This window comes from Calidifontibacillus oryziterrae (genome assembly GCF_000331575.1).
In the GTDB taxonomy this organism is placed as follows: Bacteria; Bacillota; Bacilli; order Bacillales; family Bacillaceae_J; genus Calidifontibacillus_A; species Calidifontibacillus_A oryziterrae.
The window spans coordinates 401,309-420,511 of the sequence record NZ_KB223527.1; the positions used below are offsets into that span (position 1 = coordinate 401,309).

Genomic DNA, 19,203 nt, shown 5'->3' on the forward strand with positions numbered 1-19,203 from the left:
TAGGTTCTCACATAATTGTTTTTTAATATAACAAATAAAGAAGGGGAGACATTAAGATAATATCTCCACCTTTTTTATTGTTATTAATTATTTTACAGTTACAGTTTGATCAGCTTCGTTCCAGTCTACTTGTGCACCTAAAGCTTGTGCTACTGCACGTAGTGGAAGAACTGTACGACCATCTACAACTTTTGCTTTTACATCCATTGGAATTTGTGCGCCGTTAACTGTTAAGATGTTGCTACCGATTGTTAATTGAGCTACACGTCCATCTTTTAAGATTGTCACTTTGCGAGTTGCTTCATCCCAAAGAATATTTTCACCTTCTACGCCTACTGCCTTCGCTACGTAACGAACTGGTAGGTACGTACGTGAAGCTTCAATGAATGGAGCTACATCCATTGTTTTTTCTACACCATTTTCAGTGTATGTTGTTCCACCAACTGTGAATACTACTTCACCTACTGTTTGGTTACCCTCTGCTGGTGTTACAACTGTTGCGATTGCTTTTTTCATAACGTAGTCATTATCGAATTTACCTGCAGCAATTGGGCTAACTAAGTCAGCATTTTCTACTAATGCTTCCCCACCAACTTCTACATCGATATCACCTTCTGGTACTGTGCGATCAAGATCTACTTTTACATTAGAAATCTTAATTTGACTTGCACGTGTACTTTCAGAATCGATTGTAAATGTTAATTCACCATTATTTACATTAATTGTAGATTCATCAATTTCTAAGTTACCTTCAACTACTTCAATAGTTGGTTTGCCGCTAAATTCTACGCCATCCGATAATTGTAATGTAATATCTTTACCTTTGATTAATGCGCCTTTTGCAGCTTCAGTTACGGTAATATCACCAATTGCTTGGCCTTTAATACCTGTTCTTACATTTGTTTTTTCAAATTCTACGTTTACTGGTGCTACAGCTTTAGCTACTACTACTTCACCTTCAATACCAGCTTTGCCGCTGAATTTAGCTGTGATGTCACCTTGTGCATCAGCTTTTGTTGACACATAGAATTTCACTTTGAATTCACGCTTGTCAGTACCTGCTGGTAATGAGCTTAATTCGATTTCATTACTATCGCCAGCTGTCACTTCGCTAGTGAAGTCTCTATCAAGTTCAGTTTTAGCATCTCCATCATTGTTAAAACCTTTTACGCCAGAAATTTCGTAGCCAACAACTTTTACCCATGATGGGAATTCAATTTGCATATCACGGCTTGATAACCATGAACCAGCAACTTCTTCTTTAATTAATACTTCTGCTGTTTCCAATTCATCTGGATCAGAATCATCACGACCAGCAAATAATGTTGGTACTTCTCCATCTACTGAAATCTCAGAGCTATAGTCTGCGTATTTTGCTACAACGATATCTTGATCAGTTACATCACCAGATACTTCAACTGTGATGTCACCATATTCTGCATCTCTATCTGCATCAATTGCTAAGCCTTCAATATAAACTGTAGTAAGTTTACTTGCAGTTGCTCTAGCTGGTAATTCAATAGTTACTTTATCATCACCAACCGTTAAATTTGCTGAACCAGTGAATCCACCAGTAAATGTTGCTTTAGCAGTTGCTCCCTCAGCATTTTGCCACTTGAAGTTTTTAGGTAAACGTAGAGTTACTTCGTTTCCTTCTTCTAGTGTATCAAGAGCTAATTCATCGATACGAATTGTACCGATTGCATCGCCGTCACCAATTGTTTTCACATCTGAAATTGTTGTAGAAGTATTACCATTTGCTACAATGGCAAATGGGTATTGACCAGAAGTTAATGTTGAACCTTTTGCGTCAACTGTTACTTTAACTTCACCTTCTGCTCCATCTACTTCAAAGAATAAAGGAACTTTAATTGTATTTTTAGCAGTAGTTGCTGGTAGAACTGCTCCATTATCCCAGTTACCAACAATTTGTAATTCTAAATCTTGATCAGTAACTTGAATTACTTTAAAAGCTGGTCCACTTACAGATGATTCGTCTTTATTAACACCAGTTGCATCAATTAAAGTATACTTCCCTGCATCAGTTGTTACATACTCATCTTTTAACCATTTAACTCCCGCTGGCATTTGTAATCTAAATGTATCACCAGCATTCCCATCAAATTGGATATCATCTTCTCCAATATAAAGATGAGTTGGAGTTGTTGAACCTGTATTATTATAGTCTGAATCTACATGAATTACTTTATCAACTAAGTTTGTACTATTTGCACTCGCATCCATTGGTGCTACGATTGGTGCCACAACTCCTGCAGTTAATGCGGCAGAGGTCATAACTTTTATTGTTTTGTTTAATTTTGGTTGTAAAGACATTAATGAATTCCTCCTAATGTTTTTTAATATGACTCACCTGATCTATTTTTTTATTGCAAGTGAGCTTGTTAACAAGTTTAACAACTTGCTATTCTAGTAAAACATTTTTGAAAGTGACTATCAATAGTAACTCATTTCCAGTTATTTTACAATTCGGAAGGTTATGAGCTTTATAGATCACTCTCAATTTAATCAGGAACTTTATTTTAAATTGTCCCCAATTTCTGTTCCGTATTACATGTAATATTAAACTAGTTTAAACAACCACTATCAATGCCAATTTCCTTCCATATATCTGCCAATATTAAATTTTCTAAAATAATAAAACTCTTATCTGAAACAGATAAGAGTTTTATTTGTAGTTATTATTCTTCTATTCCAACTGCAATCGGATTATCGTCATAGCTTATCCAATCACTCCAACTTCCTATATAGAGCTTAACATTTTTAAAGCCAAGTTCATCTAACGCGACGATGTTTGGACAAGCTGAGACACCAGAACCGCAATATACAATAATTTGCTGATCTTTATTCAAGCTATTGAATTGTTTTAATTCATCTAAAGATTTCCACTCGTTCTTATCAGTAATACATTCTTTCCAAAAGCAATGACGAGCTCCCGGAATGTGGCCTGCTTTCTTATCAATTGGTTCTTCAATCCCGGCATACCTATTTCCATCTCTAGAATCAATTAATATTGCCTTTTTTGTACTTATATTTTGTTTAACTTCCTCAACATCACTTAAAAGCTGTGGTTGAAGTCTTGGTTCAAATTCCTTTCGATTAATTTCTGGTAGCTCATTCGATATTGGGAATCCATTTGAAACCCACTTACTAAATCCGCCATCTACTATATACACTTGTTCATGTCCTAAGTATTTAAGCATCCACCAAAATCTTGATGCCATCATTCCGCCTTGATCATCATAGGCAACTACCTTCGTTTCCTTTGTGATACCAGCTGTCGAAAGTTTATCAATAATCCGATCTAAGCTAGGCAGTGGATGTCGTCCACCATGTACACCAGGAAAATATGACAAATCTTTTTCTAGATCAAAATAATAAGCCCCGCTGATATGTTCTTTCATATATAAGTTAAAGCCTTCACTTGGGCTACCAAGTACAAACCGACAATCAATAACCCGAACTGATGGATTGTTAATGTTTTCTTTCAACCAATAAACATCTACAATATTTTTCATACTACTTCCCACTCCCTTTTAAGCTTAAAACTTACAAACAAACGTAGAGCTTATTCTACCCCTTTGCTTTTAGGTGGTACTTTTTGCAACATAATCTCTTACCATTTGTTCTGTTACAAATTTCCTAACTGGTAATGAGGTTACGATTCCTCTTTTACCTAAGTTATTCATTTCCTTTGTTACCGCATTGATTGCAGTTGTAGTAAATGGCTCATTACTCTTACACAAATTAATTGCCTCTTGTATGTATGCCTCACGTTTTTCATCTAATTTAATAAACGCCTTAACAATATGATGTTGACCTTCAGAATGTTTTGTAATTTCAAGGTGCACACTCAAGTAACCGTTCCCCCTTTTGCAATGTATCTTTTTTATTATTTCATATTTTATATTGTTTAGCCAACCATTACATAGTAGTAATTGTTATTTTCTTATGATAGTGACATGCAAGTTTTTCTAAAATGCAGGAAAGTATATATTTATATAGAAATATTTATATGTACTTGCGCTCGAATAATTTAAGTTGTGTTATTTTATTGTTGATTTTTAACACAACCAAATATTAAGGGGGATGATAATATGAAGGTTGGTTTTATTGGTCTTGGCAATATGGGGCTTCCGATGGCTAAAAATTTAGTGAGAGCAAATTATAAAGTATTTGGGAAAAATCGCAGTAAAGGGAAAGAAGAGCTTTTCGCACAGGCTGGCGGGCAAACAGGGATGAGTATTTCAGAAATGGCACAACAGCTTGATGTTATCTTAACGTGCCTCCCATTACCGGCTGATGTTGAAAATGTTTATTTTGGAAGTGATGGACTCATTGAAAATGGGCATGAGGGTCTTATATTAGTCGATCATAGTACAGTCGCTCCTGGTTTAAATGAGAAAATTTTTAAATCTGCCAGCAAAAAAGGGATACAATTTTTAGACGCACCGATAAGTGGGGGTAATTTTGGCGCGGAGGACGGTTCGTTAACCATTATGGTTGGTGGCGACAAAGAAGTTTTTCATAAGGTTCTTCCTCTTTTTGAAGTAATGGGGAAAAACATTTATCACATCGGTACTATTGGCAGCGGTTCTGTCGTGAAATTAATAAATAATTTAATGGTTGCCTTTCATACCCAAGCTGTTAGTGAAGCAGTAACTTTAGGTAAAAAGATGGGAGTCGATACCGATTTACTATTTAACATTTTGAATAACAGCTATGCACAAAGTCGCATTTATGACCGACATTATAATAATTTTATATCGAAGGATCAATATGAAGCAGGCTTTGCAATTAAACTGTTACATAAAGATATGAAGCTAGCTGAGGAAATGGCTAGTGACGCAGGTGTGAATTTAACAATTGGGAGAGAACTAACTGAAATTCTCTTCAAAGCAATGGAAAAAGGTTTAGCTGAAAACGATATGTCTGCCCTTTATTTGCTACAAAGTAAATATCAAGAAAATAAATTATAATTTATAAAGGGGCTGTCTAAGACAGTCCCTTTATTATTAGCTATGTTAATTTAACAGAGCCTTATTATTAATTAAATGTCATCTCTGAATGGTATTCGTACCATGTCATACGGTGTCGCTATCCCTAATAATTTTTCATCAGATCGACCAGTTTCAGTTATTAATATTGCTTCAAGCCTTGTTGAGTACAAATCAGAGTGGTGAAGAAATTTCTCTCGGACATCATAAATATTTTGATCCTTATTCATAAACACATAATTTCGCTTATTTTTTTCAAAGGATAACACATCATCCAAACGGGTATCTAAAATACTTTCAATAGAAATATTATCTACATGCTGAGCCATCCATCTCGTGATCCCTCTATCTGTAATTAAGCCAACAAACTTCTCATGATCATAAATTGGAAATTGTGAATACCCATGTTTTTTAATGGATAAAAGCACTGCCTTTAAATTGTCATTTTTTTGAAACGTTTTTACTTTCCGTTCAAAAAAAGGAATAATTGTTTTCGGTGTAGATAGTTCAGCAGCTATTTTTTCTATTAATTCAACAATCGATATGTGCGGCTCTGCAATGGCATATTCAGGGTATGCTTTATCGTGAACAATTGCATTTCTTAAATGAGATAATTCTTTAAGATCATCCTTATATGTCATGACTGTACCATTTTTCTTCTTTGACATATCAACTAACCGATAAAACGGGATGTGTCCTCCGACATCAACCATTTTTTCAAGTTCTTTCGTAATTGTATTGAATGCACTGATAAACCGTTCGGAATTTTTATATTGATCTTTACTAGCATCTCCCATTAGACTTCTCCCCTTATTTAAGCAAGTAGCTTCTCTAATTATAGGACTGATTTAATTATATCTCTTGCTTTTTCTATCTGCATTATATCTATTGATTCAGATAAAGCCGCAAAATACCCTTCATAGTAATCATTAACTTCTTCCGTTATTTCTAATAGATGATCGTTAATTATCTTTCTAAGGTTTTCTATATAGAGCGTTTTAAATTGAGTTGATTGTTCCTCTAAATAATGATGTACGGGCTCTTTTAATAAAGCTTCAAGATCTTCCTTCATTTTAAATTTGCCGCCTTGTTCAAAAAATGATTTTGTCCCTTTAAACAAAGCTAAAACTGGCTTAAAAGGCTCTCTTGAAATCGTTTCGAATGCATTCGTGAATTCAATCGTTTCAAATTGTTTTGCTTCATATGGAAGAAGTTGAATTTGTTCATCGATTTGTGTAATGAAATCTTCAAAGGTATGATGAACTTCTTTTACTAATTTATTTATTTGATTTTCAACCCGTAAGGAGGTAGCTCTCATTTCCTGCGAAAGATCAAATCCAATAGTAGTAAGGAGTTCTTCAAAACATCCTTGTAGTATTTTCTTTAAGTCTCGTCCATCATCTCGTATTGAGGCTGGATTAAATGCTTCGTTAAATAAGTCATGATAACGGAAAAAAACTCGCTGTCCAACATAAAACAATAGCTCTTCAATTTCTTGAATAAGTGCGCGTTCCTCTGCGACAAATTCTTTAGGCTGTAACTTTGCTATAATTTCGGACCTTTTTCTTTGACCACTTAACCGCTTTTGCTCCTTTACTTCATCGCTTTCTTTAGCAGCTGCAACTATATGCTCAAGTGAAATGACAGATCGTTTTAAATCTTCGTTAGCTGATTGGATCGACAATTGCGCAAGATCGTTCATTATAAAAGAATGAAATGCCTGCTCAAAAATTCCGATACCAGATTCCAACATATTATCATTTTTTTCAAGGAGCTTTTCCTCAATTGCACGTTTACTTGAGAGCGGATATATACGCGGAAAACGGATTCCATATTTCTGGAGCTCATTGCCAACATAATCCACAACTAATTTCAGCTCTTCTTCGGATTTTGCTAAATCCGCTGCATTAACAATGAAAAACATCTTATCCATTTCAAACGCTTCTTTAACGCGGCCTAGTTGAATTAAAAATTCACGATCTGCTTTAGAAAAAGCGTGATTATAATAAGTAACAAACAAAATCGCATCCGCATTTTTAATGTACTCAAATGCCACTCCAGTGTGCCTCGCATTAATTGAGTCAGCCCCTGGTGTATCTACAAGCGTAATTCCCTGTTCAGTTAATGGGCAATTATAATAAAGCTCAATCCATTCAACGAAACAAGATTTTTCTTCGAGGGCAACATACTCTTCAAATGCATTCAAATCAATAGTAAGTTCATCACCCAGGTGATTAGCAATGTGATCATAACCCGCTTGCACCGCTTTTAAAAAAGCGTAGTGAGGCTTTTCTTTTGCTTCATGACCGTCATAGTTTAATGATTGTATTGTCCAGAGTGCTTCATCTAATGTAGCACAACTTTTTTGAAATACAGATAATGATTGCTCCACATCCTTCAATAGCTGTTCTTTTGTCTTAATTTTAACTAACACCGTTCCATGCGGGTGCTCAATAGTTGCTGGTAATATTTTGTTTATCGTAGCTGTTGTAGGATTTGGAGAGACAGGCAAAAGCTTTTGACCAATTAACGCATTCGCAAACGATGATTTTCCAGCACTGAACGCACCAAACAACGCGACAGTAAAGCGGTTATTCTCTAACCTTTGCGATTTGGCGACCATATCATTAAGAAGGATATGCAAGCCCTTTATTCCTTGTAATGCTGTGATCGCAGTTGTTAATTTTTCAACCGTTTCATGTATGCGGTCTCTAACATTAAACGAACTTATCTCATTTTTATCAATTCCTGTTTGGCCTTTTTCACTAAAGCGTGTACTACTTACGTTTAGATTATTTACTTCCTTGCTAATTTTCGTGATTGCACCATCGGATGGAACTATGTCCATTTGTTTCACCGCAATGGTAAGTTCAGTTTGCTTTAGCTGTACTAACCAGTGATTTGTTTCAGAAAGAACTTGATCAGCTAATGGCTTCATTAATAATGAAAGGAGGTTTTGTTCCAATTCATTTCTTTGTTTTTGAACATTAAGTAAGCCATCAATTGCTTCTTTAAATATATTATATTTTGCTAGACTTTGAGATACTAATTCAAGTTCCTCTTCTACCGCCGTCATTAAAAGCTGATAGCCATCCTCAAACTTTGCTAATGAGCTTTTTTGGTAAAGTCGCTTAATCTCATTCGAAACATCCTTTGTATAATTTAGGATGTATTCCCCGGTTAACCCAGCACCTTTTTTGACAAGTCGTTGTAAAAACTCTGGATTGAATTCTACCGTTACATCCTCATAAACTGAATTTATGAAATCCTCAACACTTACACGGTGATGCTTGAAAAATTTAACAATATAATCTTTAATATGCCACTCGAGCTGAGCCGAAGCTTGTTTATTGAAGCTTTCATAAAATGCCGCAAGTCTTGAAGTACGCTCCTCTTCTGTTTTCTTTTTTGAAAAGAGAAAACCAATCTTAAAATCAGATTGACAAGACTCAATATAAGCACGTGCTAATTCTCGCGTTGCAGCTGGCATTAAATATGCATTTTCTAATATCTTCTGCAAGCCTTGTTCAAATTCATTCTTCATGCTTGTCTTTTCATTCATTAACTGAGTTTCTTTTGCTTGAAGATCCGTTACTTCATTCAAAACTTTTTCTCTTTCTATATCGGATAACATTTCTAGATGAGAATTAAATTGTGCAACAAACTTCTCATTTTGTTTATCATAGAAAAGTAAATGGTCTTCTATTAATTGTTGTGCAGCTTTCATAACACTTTTTAACAGCAGCTCATCTTTATTCGTCATCTGGGAAGTTAAGAACTGTTCAAGCAATTCATACTGGTTTTCAGGATGGTCGAAATCCTTTAAAGATGTGAAGAAAGTGCCGTCAACCTGAACACCCCAGCTCTGAAAGGCATCCGTTACACTTTTCTTATAAGATTCAAAGCTAAGTTCATCATCATTATGCTTATCAATCATATTAATAACTAAATAAACCGGCTTACTACGGTCCTTTAATGTCTTTGTAAACGTAAAATTCAATTCAGATTGAACATGATTATAATCCATTACATAAAGAATAATATCTGCTAAATGCAAAGCAGATTCAGTTGAGATCCGATGCGCTTCATCTGTAGAATCGATACCAGGAGTATCCATAATCGCTACGCGGTCTGGCAGCTTAACGTGGTCATCACTAATTTCAATACTTACGATCGTTTCGCCATCCTTACAAAAATTCTTAACAACCTCATAGTCATAAGGTGCAGGAAATTCTACAGGATCACCGTGTTTATAATAAATGCGGGCATAGCTTCTTCCCTTCTTGATCTTTACTAGGTTTGCACTTGTTGGAATAGGACTTGAAGGCAATACTTCCTTCCCCATCATCCGATTCATCATAGTTGATTTCCCCGCAGAAAAATGACCACAAAATCCAATCATAAACTCCATATTTACTACTTTTTCAACTAACTGTTTAACCTTTTCAGCATTTTCCAGATCTCCTCTAGCTTGCAAATGTAAATACAAGGCTGCTAAACGATTAATCTCCGACATATTTCCCCTTACCCCTCATAATTTTCGACAAATTCTTGAATCTTTTTTTATGTTATCAATTGTTGAGCATTTGCTCAATTGTTTTTATAAAAAAAAAGAGGCCGCTTTAGCCTCAATTTATTATCACAACCTAATGTGAACGAAGATTTACTTTATTTAAAATATACGCCATCAAAAAACTATAAACAATAATTGTTATTAAAATAAATATTAAAACCATCGAAGCTCACCATCCATTAATTTTTTATATATCGATAGTGATAATTATTATCAATTATTCCTACTATAATCGTACCACGAATAATTTTTGTTTTCAATTTAAATTGTTATCGTTTTCAAATTTGTCAAATACGTTTTGAAGGAACAAAGCGAGACCGTCGTAAAAAAACCGTTCCGTAATTTGTCTCTTTCATTAATGCCTGCTCTTCAACCCGAATCCGGATCGTTAGCATAACGATGTTCAATAATGAGAATACAAGCGCCGTCCAATAAGCATTAAACATTAATGGTATTACTAATAATTCAATTACAACAACTAGATAGTTCGGATGGCGAAAATATTTATATGGTCCTTTAGAGATAATGTTTACATTTGGCAATATCATAATTTTTGTATTCCAAAATCGACCTAGCGACATGATACTCCATACTCGCAGCAGTTGAGCAATTGTGAAAAAAAATAAATAAATAACTAATAATGTGGAGATACCTTTTTGGAAAAATGTGACTTCCCAAATGAGACAGACGAAAAATAACACGTGTAATAAAACCATATATTTATAATGCTCTTTACCAGCCTCAATTGCACCGTTGAATTTCATCCACTTTTCGTTACGTTTTGCAATTGTTAACTCAAATAATCTTTGTGATATTATGAATGAAATAAACACTGAGAAAACCATCAATACCCTCCTCTACTCCCATTTTAATAATAATAATTCAGCACTAAACCCTGGCCCTAATGCTGCTAATAAGCCAATGTCATTTTTTTGTTATTGTTTTCCATTAATTTTTTTAATACATAAAAAATTGTAGCCGAAGACATATTGCCATAATTCATTAAGATTTCAAGTGAAATTTTTATATCGTTTTGATTTAGCTGCAGTGCCTCACAATAAGCATCCAAAACTTTTTTCCCACCTAGATGAGCAATAAAACAATTGAGATCCTCAATTGTTTTATTGTGTTTTTGTAAAAAGAACTCCACCTCATTTTTCAGCCAACTTCTTATGATAGTCCTTTTGATTTTTACTAACTATAATTTCCAATTTCTTAATAAATACACATTTGAGAATAAAAAAACCTTCCTAGAAAATAGGAAGGCAAAAGTAATCCTAATGGACTACAGACGTTTTAAAGGTTTGTTGTGCTCTATTATTATAACCGATTACTTTATCAATAACATTGTTAATTATTAGCACTAATTCTTTTACACAAAAAATATAAAAATTTAGCCTTTATTGCGTTTCTTTTTATGATATTATAAACCTATTAAAAATATATAAATTGTTGGGGTGGTCAAACTGTCTTTGGCTGAAAGCGTAACACATGTTTTAAATGGTACGATCGAATCAGTAAAAACCGTCATTCCTGTTCCTCTTGCTGTAGGAAAACCTTCCCTAATGACACAACCTTTAGAACAAACCTCCATTGGAGTATTAATAGGGATGGTTGGTCATGTTAGAGGGCGATTAGTAATAGAGAGCGATGAACCAACTTTCGGTTCAATTGGTGAAGCTATGTTCGGCATGGCCTTAGAAGGAGAAATGCTCCAATCGTTTACTGGAGAGCTCGGTAATATGTTAGCAGGTAATTTATGTACGATCGTTGCACAAAAAGGATTAGAAATTGATATCACACCACCTACTGTAATGGTGGGACAATCGAAACTATTTGGTTTTGAACGGGCATTCCGTGTTCCTGTCGAAGTGCAGGGAAAAGGCGAACTGCAAATTATTTTAATGATAGAAACGAATTAAAGAAGGGGTGTATTCCCCTTTTTTCTTTTTATCGTATTTCATTTTTCCTTAAAAGCTCAAGTACTGTCCCAAAGGGTTGAGAACTTTTCACTTTAAAGAATTTGTCATTAAATGGGCAACCGTTACGAATAAGACGTTGTTCTATAGTTTCAAACGGGAATTGTTCAGGCCTTAAATCATGATTTACTTCCTTCCATTGTAATGGGGTTGCAACTAATGCATCTTCATTCCCCCTTAGTGAATATGGAGCAATGATTGTTTTCCCCTCTGCATGTTGTACATAATCTACATAAAGCTTTTTACCTCTTTTTACTTTTAACCTTTCAGTCGTAAACCAGTTAGGCTCTTTATTTATTAAATAGTTTGCTATAAATGCAGTAAATAACCTCGTATCCTTGTAGCTATATGTTTTATCAGGAAGTGGAATATATATTTGCAATCCTTTATTTCCTGATGTTTTGATAAATGACAATAGCTTTAGTTGGTCTAATACCTCTTTGATAATTAAAGACGCCTCTACAGCTAAACTAAACTCTTGTCTTGATGGTGGATCCAAATCTAGAACAATTTCTGTTGGCATATTTGCATCGATTGTTGAAAATGGAACATGAAATTCAATGGCCGATTGATTCCCAAGCCATAGAAGAGTTTCTTGATCTCGACAATTAATATAGGTGATGCCATCCTCTTTTTTTGTTTTTATATATTCTGGTGCATAATCAGGACAGTTCTTTTGATAAAATTTCTCATTATGAACACCGTCCGGATACCGGATGGTTGTTAGTAAACGATCCTGAAGAAACGGAAGTATATAATAAGAAACCTTTATTAAGTAATGTAAATAATCAATTTTGCGAATATTTTTCTTACTCCATAGAATTTTTGTTACATTGGTAAGTTTCACTTTCATATTATTTATCACGACTTCGTTACCTTCATCATAGCCTCTTCCCACGTACAATCGATCCACCTTTTTTCTAATTTAAACTTAGAAAAGCGAGGTTGCCTTATTTCATTTTTATACCAGTCTAAAAATTTCAGTTCAACACAAATGCTAGGATTTATATACATGAAATTCTCATCTTCGTGAATAGCATTATTTTTCATAATTTGCTGTAAAGCATCTCGTTCGATTGAGCTTAATCCATGAGAGAATAAACCGACATCGATAATCTTATTTCCATTATGTAAGCCAACATGAAAATAACCATTCTTCTTTTCAAAAGCAGTAATAATAAAATCAGCTTTTTTCCAATTTTTAATCTTTAACCACTCTGTTGTTCGAGTTCCTTCAATCCATTTGCTGGTAGTTTTTTTTGCAACGATGCCTTCACCATTTTCCTTTTGTACATGCTGCCATGTAAGTTCTAGCTCTCGTGAAAACTGAATATAGTTGAGCTTTATAGATTTATTTACTAATGACGTATTTTCTATCCCAATATAATGAAAGAGGGAGTAAAGAGCCTCCTTCCTTTTTAGCAAAGGCTCATGAATAAGTTCAACTCCATTAATATTAAGAAGATCAAATACCAAATAATGAGCAGGATATTCTTTCGCCAATTGCTGAACTTTCTTTTCAGCTTTTGTTCGTCCTCTAACTTGAATTTTCTCAAAACTAGCACGATAATTCGATTCAAGTATGACCAATTCTCCATCAAAAATAAGTGGAATATAGTTTAATAAATCGGACATTCTTTCTTTAATTTCGTTCACGATTTCAGGAAAGGAACAAGAGATATTTATTAAATTTCGACTGTATAGCTCTATTTGTTCGGCATCTTTGATGTATAGCAAACACCGAAATCCATCATATTTTACTTCATACACCCAATCGGCTTGTGAATTCCTTGGAGCTATTTCTACTAGTGTTGGTACCATTGGTTTATATCTTTTCATCATCATGTGCGATATTAACTCGTCTTCATTTTCTTTTTTCTAACATTTAGTGTTTTCTTCTTTTTATCTTGTTCAACTCCGGTGTATTCCTTAGTATCATTATTATTTGGTTTTGTCTGATCTATGCTCGCTTGCAATGCAGCCATTAAATCAACTACATTTGACTTTGGCGCTTCTTTTGGTAGTGCGAAATCCTCTCCAGACATTTTAGCTTGAATTAAGTCCATTAAGGCCGTGCGGTAATCATTCGTATACTTTTCTGGATCAAATTTTGTCGTTAATTGCTCAATAAGCTTTGTCGCCATATCAAGCTCTCGATCATCAATATTAATTTCAGTTTCTAACCCCGGTACTTGATTAGCATTTCTAACTTCATCTGGATAAAAGATCGTTTCAAGTAGTAATCCATTTTCATAAACTCTTACAACTGCTAAGCTTTCCTTTGAGCGAATCGTAATTTTTGCTAAGCCGATTTTTCCTGTCGTTTCCATTGCTTGTTTTAATAATAGAAAGGATTTATGTCCATTATCTTGAGGACCAAGAAAATACGATTTATCGAAGAAAATAGGATCAATCTCTTCAAGCATAACAAAATCAATAATTTCAATCATTTTATTACTATCTGGTGCCAATTGTTTCAATTCTTCACTCGATATGATTACATATTTCCCTGGCTCATACTCATACCCCTTTATCACTTCATCATTACTTACCTCCCGTTCGCATACTGGGCAAACTTTTTGATATTTAATTGGGCTATTGCATTCCTTGTGAATCGAACGAAAGCTAATATCCTTATTCTCTGTTGCTGCAAATAAATTAATCGGAATATTAACTAAACCAAAGCTAATGGATCCCTTCCATATTGTATGCATTTACTTTTCCTCCTTTTCCAAAAGTCATTCGGTAATATAATTCGTCATAATTAGTATGTGACAAATAGGAAAGAGCATACAAAAAGACATCCTATTTAAATAGAATGTCTCATTTGTTCCTTTTGGTTTAGTCCTAAATTTTCATATCCATCAACAAGTAGATCCAATTTCCCTGTTTCAGGGTCTATAAGTAAGCCGTGAACTGGCACATCCTTTGGAAAAAGCGGATGCCTCTGAATTCTATTAACAGATTGTTCGACACTTTCTGCCACACAAGAAAAGCCTTGTAACCAATTATCGATATCAATTCCTGCATTTCGTAACATATCAATTTGATCTCTCGTTACTCCTGAGAGAACCGCTTTATCCAAAATTGGATTAGCTGACAATCCTGTTATTCCACAGTCATGATGTCCGACAACAAATACTTCTTTTGCATTTAAAGAATAGACTGCAACTAAAATGCTTCTCATAATACTTCCAAAGGGATGGGAAAGAATTGCTCCAGCATTTTTAATTATTTTCGCATCGCCATGGCCTATATTCATTGCTTCCGGAAGAAGTTCAGTAAGGCGTGTATCCATACAGGTTAAAATAACCATTTTTTTATCAGGAAATTTTGTCGTTTTATACTTTTCATATTTTTTATTTAAAACAAATTTTGTATTATGCTCTATAATTTCTTGTAATCGACTCACTATATTACCCCCTATTGCGATAGCTTGCTACTTCTTTTCTATTATGTGCAACACATAAAAAAATGTCCATAAAAAAATCAACTCAAAATATTTGTTATATCCCCCATCATTTGCTTTTTATTCCTTCACATTCTGTTCACACATTTCATACAAAAACTTCTTATTTATCAACGTTTTTCTACTTTTACCTATTTTCACGGTGTTTATGATATCTGTGAACATTTTGTGAAACTTGTCAAAATGTGATGGATTCGATGGCTTTCTTTTGTAATATTAGAATTGTGTTAGATTTATAGTTCAAATGTTTTATAATGATCACCATTTATACTGGGAGAGGGGTGTGAATAAATGTCAAAACCAGAGCTGCATCAAAAGACAGAAATTGAAGATAGTAATTCACTAAAAGGTACGCTAATTTCAGTTTCGGTAGTAGGTCTCGTAATACTTTTTACATGGTTTGGAGTTTGGAATTTATTCTTAACACGCTAAATATTGAAATTGAAAGGGGTCAAAGGTATCCATGCACATTCATAAGTATGAAAAAATTTGGTTGCTATTCGGCATTGCTGCCTTACTAGTGTTTACAGTAACGCTTGGCGTCAGTGCATTCTACATGGGAAATCAACCACCTAGTTGTCTAGTAACAGTGGATCCAACTAAAGTTGATGCAACTGCACCATTCGACCAACCTGGACTTAAGCAAGTTGGCGATAATCAATACGAACTAGTAGTTGTTGCTTCTGCATTCAACTATGACGTTGGTCCTGAAAAAGTAGTCCAAATCCCAGTAGGTTCTACAGTAAACTTCATTGGTACGACAAAAGATGTTATTCACGGTTTTCAAGTAGCAGGAACTAGAGCTAACATGATGTTAGAGCCTGGTTATATCAATACAGTTGAAGCTACCTTCAACAAACCAGGGAAATTTACAATTTTATGTAATGAATATTGTGGCGTAGGTCACCACTTAATGTATGCTACTTTGGAGGTGGTTGAATAATGAAAGGTGTCGCAAGTATCAATACTAAAGATGCTAAACTTTCGATGGCCAACCTTTATGTTGCTTTTACTGCATTATTAATAGGTGCATTGGCTGGATTACTGCAAGTATGGGTTCGCTCAGGTAAATTTACTTTACCAGCAGGAATAGATTATTATCAAGTTTTAACTGTTCACGGTGTTTTATTAGGACTTGTACTTACTACTTTCTTTATTATTGGTTTTATTATTGCTGGACAAAGTAAGGTTTGTGGAGATTACTCAGCTGGTGAACGCCGCTTAGGCTGGATCGGCTTCTGGATGATGACAATTGGTGTAGCAATTGCTGCTACATTCGTATTATTAGGTGAGGCATCTGTTCTTTATACAATGTACGCACCTTTAATGGCACATCCATTACATTATATCGGTCTTACACTAGTTGTTGTTGGTAGCTGGATTCAAGGATTCAGTGTATTTATCCGCCATGCTCGTTGGAAAAAAGAAAACCCAGGACAAACTTCACCTCTACTAAGCTTTATGGGTGTTGCAACTTTAGTTCTTTGGTTAGTTGCATGTCTTGGTTTAGCAACAACAGTTTTAGTTCAAATTATTCCTTGGTCTTTAAATTTAGTTCCAACAATTGATGTATTAATTAGCCGTACATTATTCTGGTATTTCGGTCACCCACTTGTTTATTTCTGGTTAATGCCTGCTTATATTTGCTGGTATGTCATTATTCCAAAAATTATCGGTGGTAAAATCTTTAGTGACTCTTTAGCTCGTGTATCATTCGTTTTATTTATGTTATTCTCAATGCCAGTTGGATTCCATCACCAGTTACTAGAGCCAGGTATTGATCCATTCTGGAAATATTTACAGGTAGTTTTAACGTACTTAGTTGTTATTCCATCATTGATGACAGCATTCTCAGTTTTCGCAACATTCGAATTACGTGGTCGTGAATTAGGAGCAACTGGTATTTTCGGTTGGTGGAAAAAGTTACCTTGGAAAGATGCTCGTTTCTTAGCACCGTTCTTAGGTATGGTATTGTTCATTCCAGGTGGTGCAGGTGGTATCGTTAACGCTTCTCACCAAATGAACCAAATGGTTCACAATACAATTTGGATTACGGGTCACTTCCATTTAACTGTAGCTTCTGCTTGTGCAATGACGTTCTTCGGTATTGCATTCTGGTTAGTACCGTCAATCACAGGCCGTAAGTTTACAGCAAAAATGAATAAATTAGCATTAACACAAACATGGTTCTGGTTTATCGGTATGTTCTTCATGTCAGCTGCAATGCACGCTGCTGGTTTACAAGGTGCACCACGTCGTTCAGCATACTCAGAATACGCTGGTAATCCTGATGCTCTAAGCTGGATTCCTTACCAATTAGCTCAAGCAGTTGGTGGAACACTATTATTTATCGGAGCAATCTTAATGGTAATTATTTTCTTTAGCCTTGCATTTAGCGCACCTAAAGGTGAAGAAGAATTCCCAATTGCTGTTGTTCATGAAAATGCAGAAAAAGTTCCTGGAATCTTTGATAACTTCAAAGTATGGATTGTTGTAACATTCGTCTTAATTTTATTCGCTTACACAGTTCCATTCATTGATATGATTCAAAATGCTCCTCCAGGATCACCAGGATATACCAACGTAATTGGACGTTAATAGAAAAAACCCCCCTTGTCGAGCAAGGGGGGTTTTTCTAATTATAGTTTATATATTTTAGAATACTTTGCTTCTAAATAGTCTATGAGATAAGTTGCATTTAGCCCTTCTCCTGTTACATCCTTCAATATTTCCAATGGTTTTTTTAACTTTCCATACTGATGAACATTTACCGTAAGCCATTCCTTTATCTGTTCAAAATTCCCGTTCTGTAATAATTCATTAAAGTTTGGGATATCCTTTATCATTTTTGCTCTAAATTGAGCGGCGTAAATATAACCTAATGCGTATGAAGGAAAGTATCCAAAGCTTCCACCTGCCCAATGAACGTCTTGTAGAACACCTTTTGCATCATTGTCAGGACGTATTCCTAAATACTCTTCCATTTTATCATTCCATATTTGCGGTAAATCCTTCACTGCTATATCATTATTAAATAATCCTTTTTCAATCTCATAACGAATCATCACATGCAATGGATACGTTAATTCATCTGCCTCAATCCGAATTAATGAAGGTTTTGACTCATTGATTCCACGATAAAATTCTTCTAGCGAAACGGCGTCAAATTGGCCCATTGCATATGTTTTTAACATGCTATAATAACGACACCAAAAATTATAATCACGTGCAATGAAATTTTCCCAAAACAGTGATTGTGATTCATGAATACCCATTGAAGTCCCATCACATAAAGGTGTGCCTATTAGCTCTTTTGAAATGTTTTGTTCATATAAAGCATGACCCCCTTCGTGAATTGTCCCAAATACGGCAGTCCGAAAGTCTTGTACATCATATTTAGTAGTGATTCTGACATCACCAGGATTTAATGTGATCGCAAATGGATGAACCGTTTCATCCAACCTGCCCGCATCAAAGTCATACCCCATTGCTTTTAAAATCTCAATACTAAATGCCTTTTGCTTTTCAATAGGAAATGTATCAAATAAAAACTGAGTATTGGGCTTATGTGCTGATTCGGTAATTTTTTTTACAAATGGTACTATTTTATTACGAAGATCTGCAAATGTTTTATCTAATTGATTCACAGTCATGCCGGGCTCATACATATCTAATAAAATATCATAATTATTGCCATTCTCTGTGATTGGTCGCCAATACTCAATAAATCTTTTGTTAAAATCTACCAGTTTTTCAAGGTAAGGGCGAAACATTTCAAAGTCAGAAGCAGCCTTTGCTTCCTCCCAAACGGATTCAGCCTTTGATTGCAAAATAACATACTCCTTATATTCATCCTTTGGAATTTTCTTATTTCGATCGTATTCCTTTTTACATTCCGCAACTATCTTTCTTGAAATCTCAGAAATATTATCCTCTCTTTCAAGTTCCTCAATAAATTGGGCCATTTGTTCAGAAATAGACATTTGAAAAACTTCCTGTGAGAGCATGCCAATTACTTCTGAGCGTTGGTCAACGCCTTTTTTTGGTGCACCAGTTCGCAGATCCCAAAATATTAGCGATAAAGCTTCATTGTAAGCTGACATTTTTTTCACATATTCTAGAAATTCTTTTTCTGTATTGTTATTTTTATTGTTTTTTTGTTCCATT

The 19,203-nt window shown here is 34.7% G+C and carries 17 protein-coding genes; 5 read left to right on the forward strand and 12 right to left on the reverse strand.

The window, feature by feature from the left end; translation table 11 throughout:
* Nucleotides 1-87: 87 nt before the first annotated feature.
* The 3 genes from D612_RS0110555 to D612_RS0110565 form a co-directional block, all read right to left on the reverse strand.
* Nucleotides 88-2,334, reverse strand: a complete 2,247-nt coding sequence (locus tag D612_RS0110555) for a copper amine oxidase N-terminal domain-containing protein (protein WP_017755438.1) — start codon at nucleotides 2,332-2,334, stop codon at nucleotides 88-90.
* 365 nt (nucleotides 2,335-2,699) lie between these two features.
* Nucleotides 2,700-3,536, reverse strand: coding sequence for a sulfurtransferase (locus D612_RS0110560; protein WP_017755439.1), 837 nt, complete (start codon nucleotides 3,534-3,536; stop codon nucleotides 2,700-2,702).
* 69 nt (nucleotides 3,537-3,605) lie between these two features.
* Complete coding sequence (locus D612_RS0110565) at nucleotides 3,606-3,875, reverse strand: YpbS family protein (protein WP_017755440.1); 270 nt, start codon at nucleotides 3,873-3,875, stop codon at nucleotides 3,606-3,608.
* A 240-nt stretch (nucleotides 3,876-4,115) separates the two neighbouring features.
* Between D612_RS0110565 and D612_RS0110570 the strand changes: the two genes are divergently transcribed.
* Complete coding sequence (locus tag D612_RS0110570; RefSeq protein ID WP_017755441.1) at nucleotides 4,116-4,997, forward strand: NAD(P)-dependent oxidoreductase; 882 nt, start codon at nucleotides 4,116-4,118, stop codon at nucleotides 4,995-4,997.
* Nucleotides 4,998-5,068: 71 nt separating this feature from the next.
* On the opposite strand, the gene D612_RS0110575 is transcribed toward D612_RS0110570, so the two are convergent.
* The 4 genes from D612_RS0110575 to D612_RS19070 all read right to left on the reverse strand — a co-directional run bounded on the left by D612_RS0110575 (nucleotide 5,069) and on the right by D612_RS19070 (nucleotide 10,738).
* The gene (locus D612_RS0110575) at nucleotides 5,069-5,812 is read right to left on the reverse strand and encodes a CBS domain-containing protein (protein ID WP_017755442.1); all 744 of its coding nucleotides are present in this window, start codon (nucleotides 5,810-5,812) and stop codon (nucleotides 5,069-5,071) included.
* A 38-nt stretch (nucleotides 5,813-5,850) separates the two neighbouring features.
* Nucleotides 5,851-9,531, reverse strand: a complete 3,681-nt coding sequence (locus D612_RS0110580) for a dynamin family protein (RefSeq protein ID WP_017755443.1) — start codon at nucleotides 9,529-9,531, stop codon at nucleotides 5,851-5,853.
* 344 nt (nucleotides 9,532-9,875) lie between these two features.
* Complete coding sequence (locus tag D612_RS0110585; protein WP_017755444.1) at nucleotides 9,876-10,433, reverse strand: isoprenylcysteine carboxyl methyltransferase family protein; 558 nt, start codon at nucleotides 10,431-10,433, stop codon at nucleotides 9,876-9,878.
* Between the two features lie 65 nt (nucleotides 10,434-10,498).
* Nucleotides 10,499-10,738 (reverse strand): 3-oxoacyl-[acyl-carrier-protein] synthase III C-terminal domain-containing protein, encoded by a 240-nt coding sequence (locus D612_RS19070; RefSeq protein ID WP_071591160.1) that lies wholly within the window; start codon nucleotides 10,736-10,738, stop codon nucleotides 10,499-10,501.
* A 316-nt stretch (nucleotides 10,739-11,054) separates the two neighbouring features.
* Between D612_RS19070 and D612_RS0110595 the strand changes: the two genes are divergently transcribed.
* The gene (locus tag D612_RS0110595; RefSeq protein ID WP_026092464.1) at nucleotides 11,055-11,510 is read left to right on the forward strand and encodes a chemotaxis protein CheX; all 456 of its coding nucleotides are present in this window, start codon (nucleotides 11,055-11,057) and stop codon (nucleotides 11,508-11,510) included.
* Between the two features lie 28 nt (nucleotides 11,511-11,538).
* Here the strand turns inward: D612_RS0110595 and ligD (D612_RS19285) are convergent, their stop codons facing one another.
* The 4 genes from ligD (D612_RS19285) to D612_RS0110610 form a co-directional block, all read right to left on the reverse strand.
* Nucleotides 11,539-12,465 (reverse strand): non-homologous end-joining DNA ligase, encoded by a 927-nt coding sequence (gene ligD / locus D612_RS19285; protein ID WP_083888509.1) that lies wholly within the window; start codon nucleotides 12,463-12,465, stop codon nucleotides 11,539-11,541.
* Nucleotides 12,429-13,412 carry a non-homologous end-joining DNA ligase gene (ligD, locus tag D612_RS19290; RefSeq protein WP_083888510.1) on the reverse strand — a complete coding sequence of 328 codons (984 nt, stop codon included), beginning with the start codon at nucleotides 13,410-13,412 and terminating at the stop codon, nucleotides 12,429-12,431. The genes ligD (D612_RS19285) and ligD (D612_RS19290) overlap by 37 nt, the downstream gene beginning before the upstream one ends.
* 8 nt (nucleotides 13,413-13,420) lie before the next feature.
* Nucleotides 13,421-14,281: a non-homologous end joining protein Ku gene (gene ku, locus D612_RS0110605; protein WP_017755447.1), complete on the reverse strand. Its 861-nt coding sequence runs from the start codon at nucleotides 14,279-14,281 to the stop codon at nucleotides 13,421-13,423.
* A gap of 95 nt (nucleotides 14,282-14,376) precedes the next feature.
* Nucleotides 14,377-14,979 (reverse strand): beta-class carbonic anhydrase, encoded by a 603-nt coding sequence (locus D612_RS0110610; protein WP_017755448.1) that lies wholly within the window; start codon nucleotides 14,977-14,979, stop codon nucleotides 14,377-14,379.
* A gap of 348 nt (nucleotides 14,980-15,327) precedes the next feature.
* Here D612_RS0110610 and D612_RS19475 point away from each other — a divergent pair, with 348 nt between their 5' ends.
* From D612_RS19475 to D612_RS0110625, 3 genes are read left to right on the forward strand one after another with little or no spacing between them, the layout of a single operon-like run.
* Entirely contained in the window at nucleotides 15,328-15,468 is a 141-nt protein-coding gene (locus D612_RS19475; protein WP_017755449.1) for a hypothetical protein, read from the forward strand.
* A 31-nt stretch (nucleotides 15,469-15,499) separates the two neighbouring features.
* Nucleotides 15,500-15,979 (forward strand): cytochrome c oxidase subunit II, encoded by a 480-nt coding sequence (locus tag D612_RS0110620; protein ID WP_017755450.1) that lies wholly within the window; start codon nucleotides 15,500-15,502, stop codon nucleotides 15,977-15,979.
* The gene (locus tag D612_RS0110625; protein ID WP_017755451.1) at nucleotides 15,979-17,634 is read left to right on the forward strand and encodes a b(o/a)3-type cytochrome-c oxidase subunit 1; all 1,656 of its coding nucleotides are present in this window, start codon (nucleotides 15,979-15,981) and stop codon (nucleotides 17,632-17,634) included. The genes D612_RS0110620 and D612_RS0110625 overlap by 1 nt, the downstream gene beginning before the upstream one ends.
* 41 nt (nucleotides 17,635-17,675) lie before the next feature.
* Here D612_RS0110625 and D612_RS0110630 read toward each other — a convergent pair whose 3' ends face one another.
* The gene (locus D612_RS0110630; RefSeq protein ID WP_017755452.1) at nucleotides 17,676-19,202 is read right to left on the reverse strand and encodes a carboxypeptidase M32; all 1,527 of its coding nucleotides are present in this window, start codon (nucleotides 19,200-19,202) and stop codon (nucleotides 17,676-17,678) included.
* Between the last annotated feature and the right edge of the window lies 1 nt (nucleotide 19,203).

Bases quoted from the DNA above. Each gene is read 5' to 3' on its own strand.
- D612_RS0110555 (WP_017755438.1), bottom strand. From the start codon at position 2,334: ATGTCTTTACAACCAAAATTAAACAAAACAATAAAAGTTATGACCTCT.
- D612_RS0110560 (WP_017755439.1), bottom strand. From the start codon at position 3,536: ATGAAAAATATTGTAGATGTTTATTGGTTGAAAGAAAACATTAACAAT.
- D612_RS0110570 (WP_017755441.1), top strand. From the start codon at position 4,116: ATGAAGGTTGGTTTTATTGGTCTTGGCAATATGGGGCTTCCGATGGCT.
- D612_RS0110575 (WP_017755442.1), bottom strand. From the start codon at position 5,812: ATGGGAGATGCTAGTAAAGATCAATATAAAAATTCCGAACGGTTTATC.
- D612_RS0110580 (WP_017755443.1), bottom strand. From the start codon at position 9,531: ATGTCGGAGATTAATCGTTTAGCAGCCTTGTATTTACATTTGCAAGCT.
- D612_RS0110585 (WP_017755444.1), bottom strand. From the start codon at position 10,433: ATGGTTTTCTCAGTGTTTATTTCATTCATAATATCACAAAGATTATTT.
- ligD (WP_083888510.1), bottom strand. From the start codon at position 13,412: ATGATGATGAAAAGATATAAACCAATGGTACCAACACTAGTAGAAATA.
- ku (WP_017755447.1), bottom strand. From the start codon at position 14,281: ATGCATACAATATGGAAGGGATCCATTAGCTTTGGTTTAGTTAATATT.
- D612_RS19475 (WP_017755449.1), top strand. From the start codon at position 15,328: ATGTCAAAACCAGAGCTGCATCAAAAGACAGAAATTGAAGATAGTAAT.
- D612_RS0110620 (WP_017755450.1), top strand. From the start codon at position 15,500: ATGCACATTCATAAGTATGAAAAAATTTGGTTGCTATTCGGCATTGCT.
- D612_RS0110625 (WP_017755451.1), top strand. From the start codon at position 15,979: ATGAAAGGTGTCGCAAGTATCAATACTAAAGATGCTAAACTTTCGATG.
- D612_RS0110630 (WP_017755452.1), bottom strand. From the start codon at position 19,202: ATGGAACAAAAAAACAATAAAAATAACAATACAGAAAAAGAATTTCTA.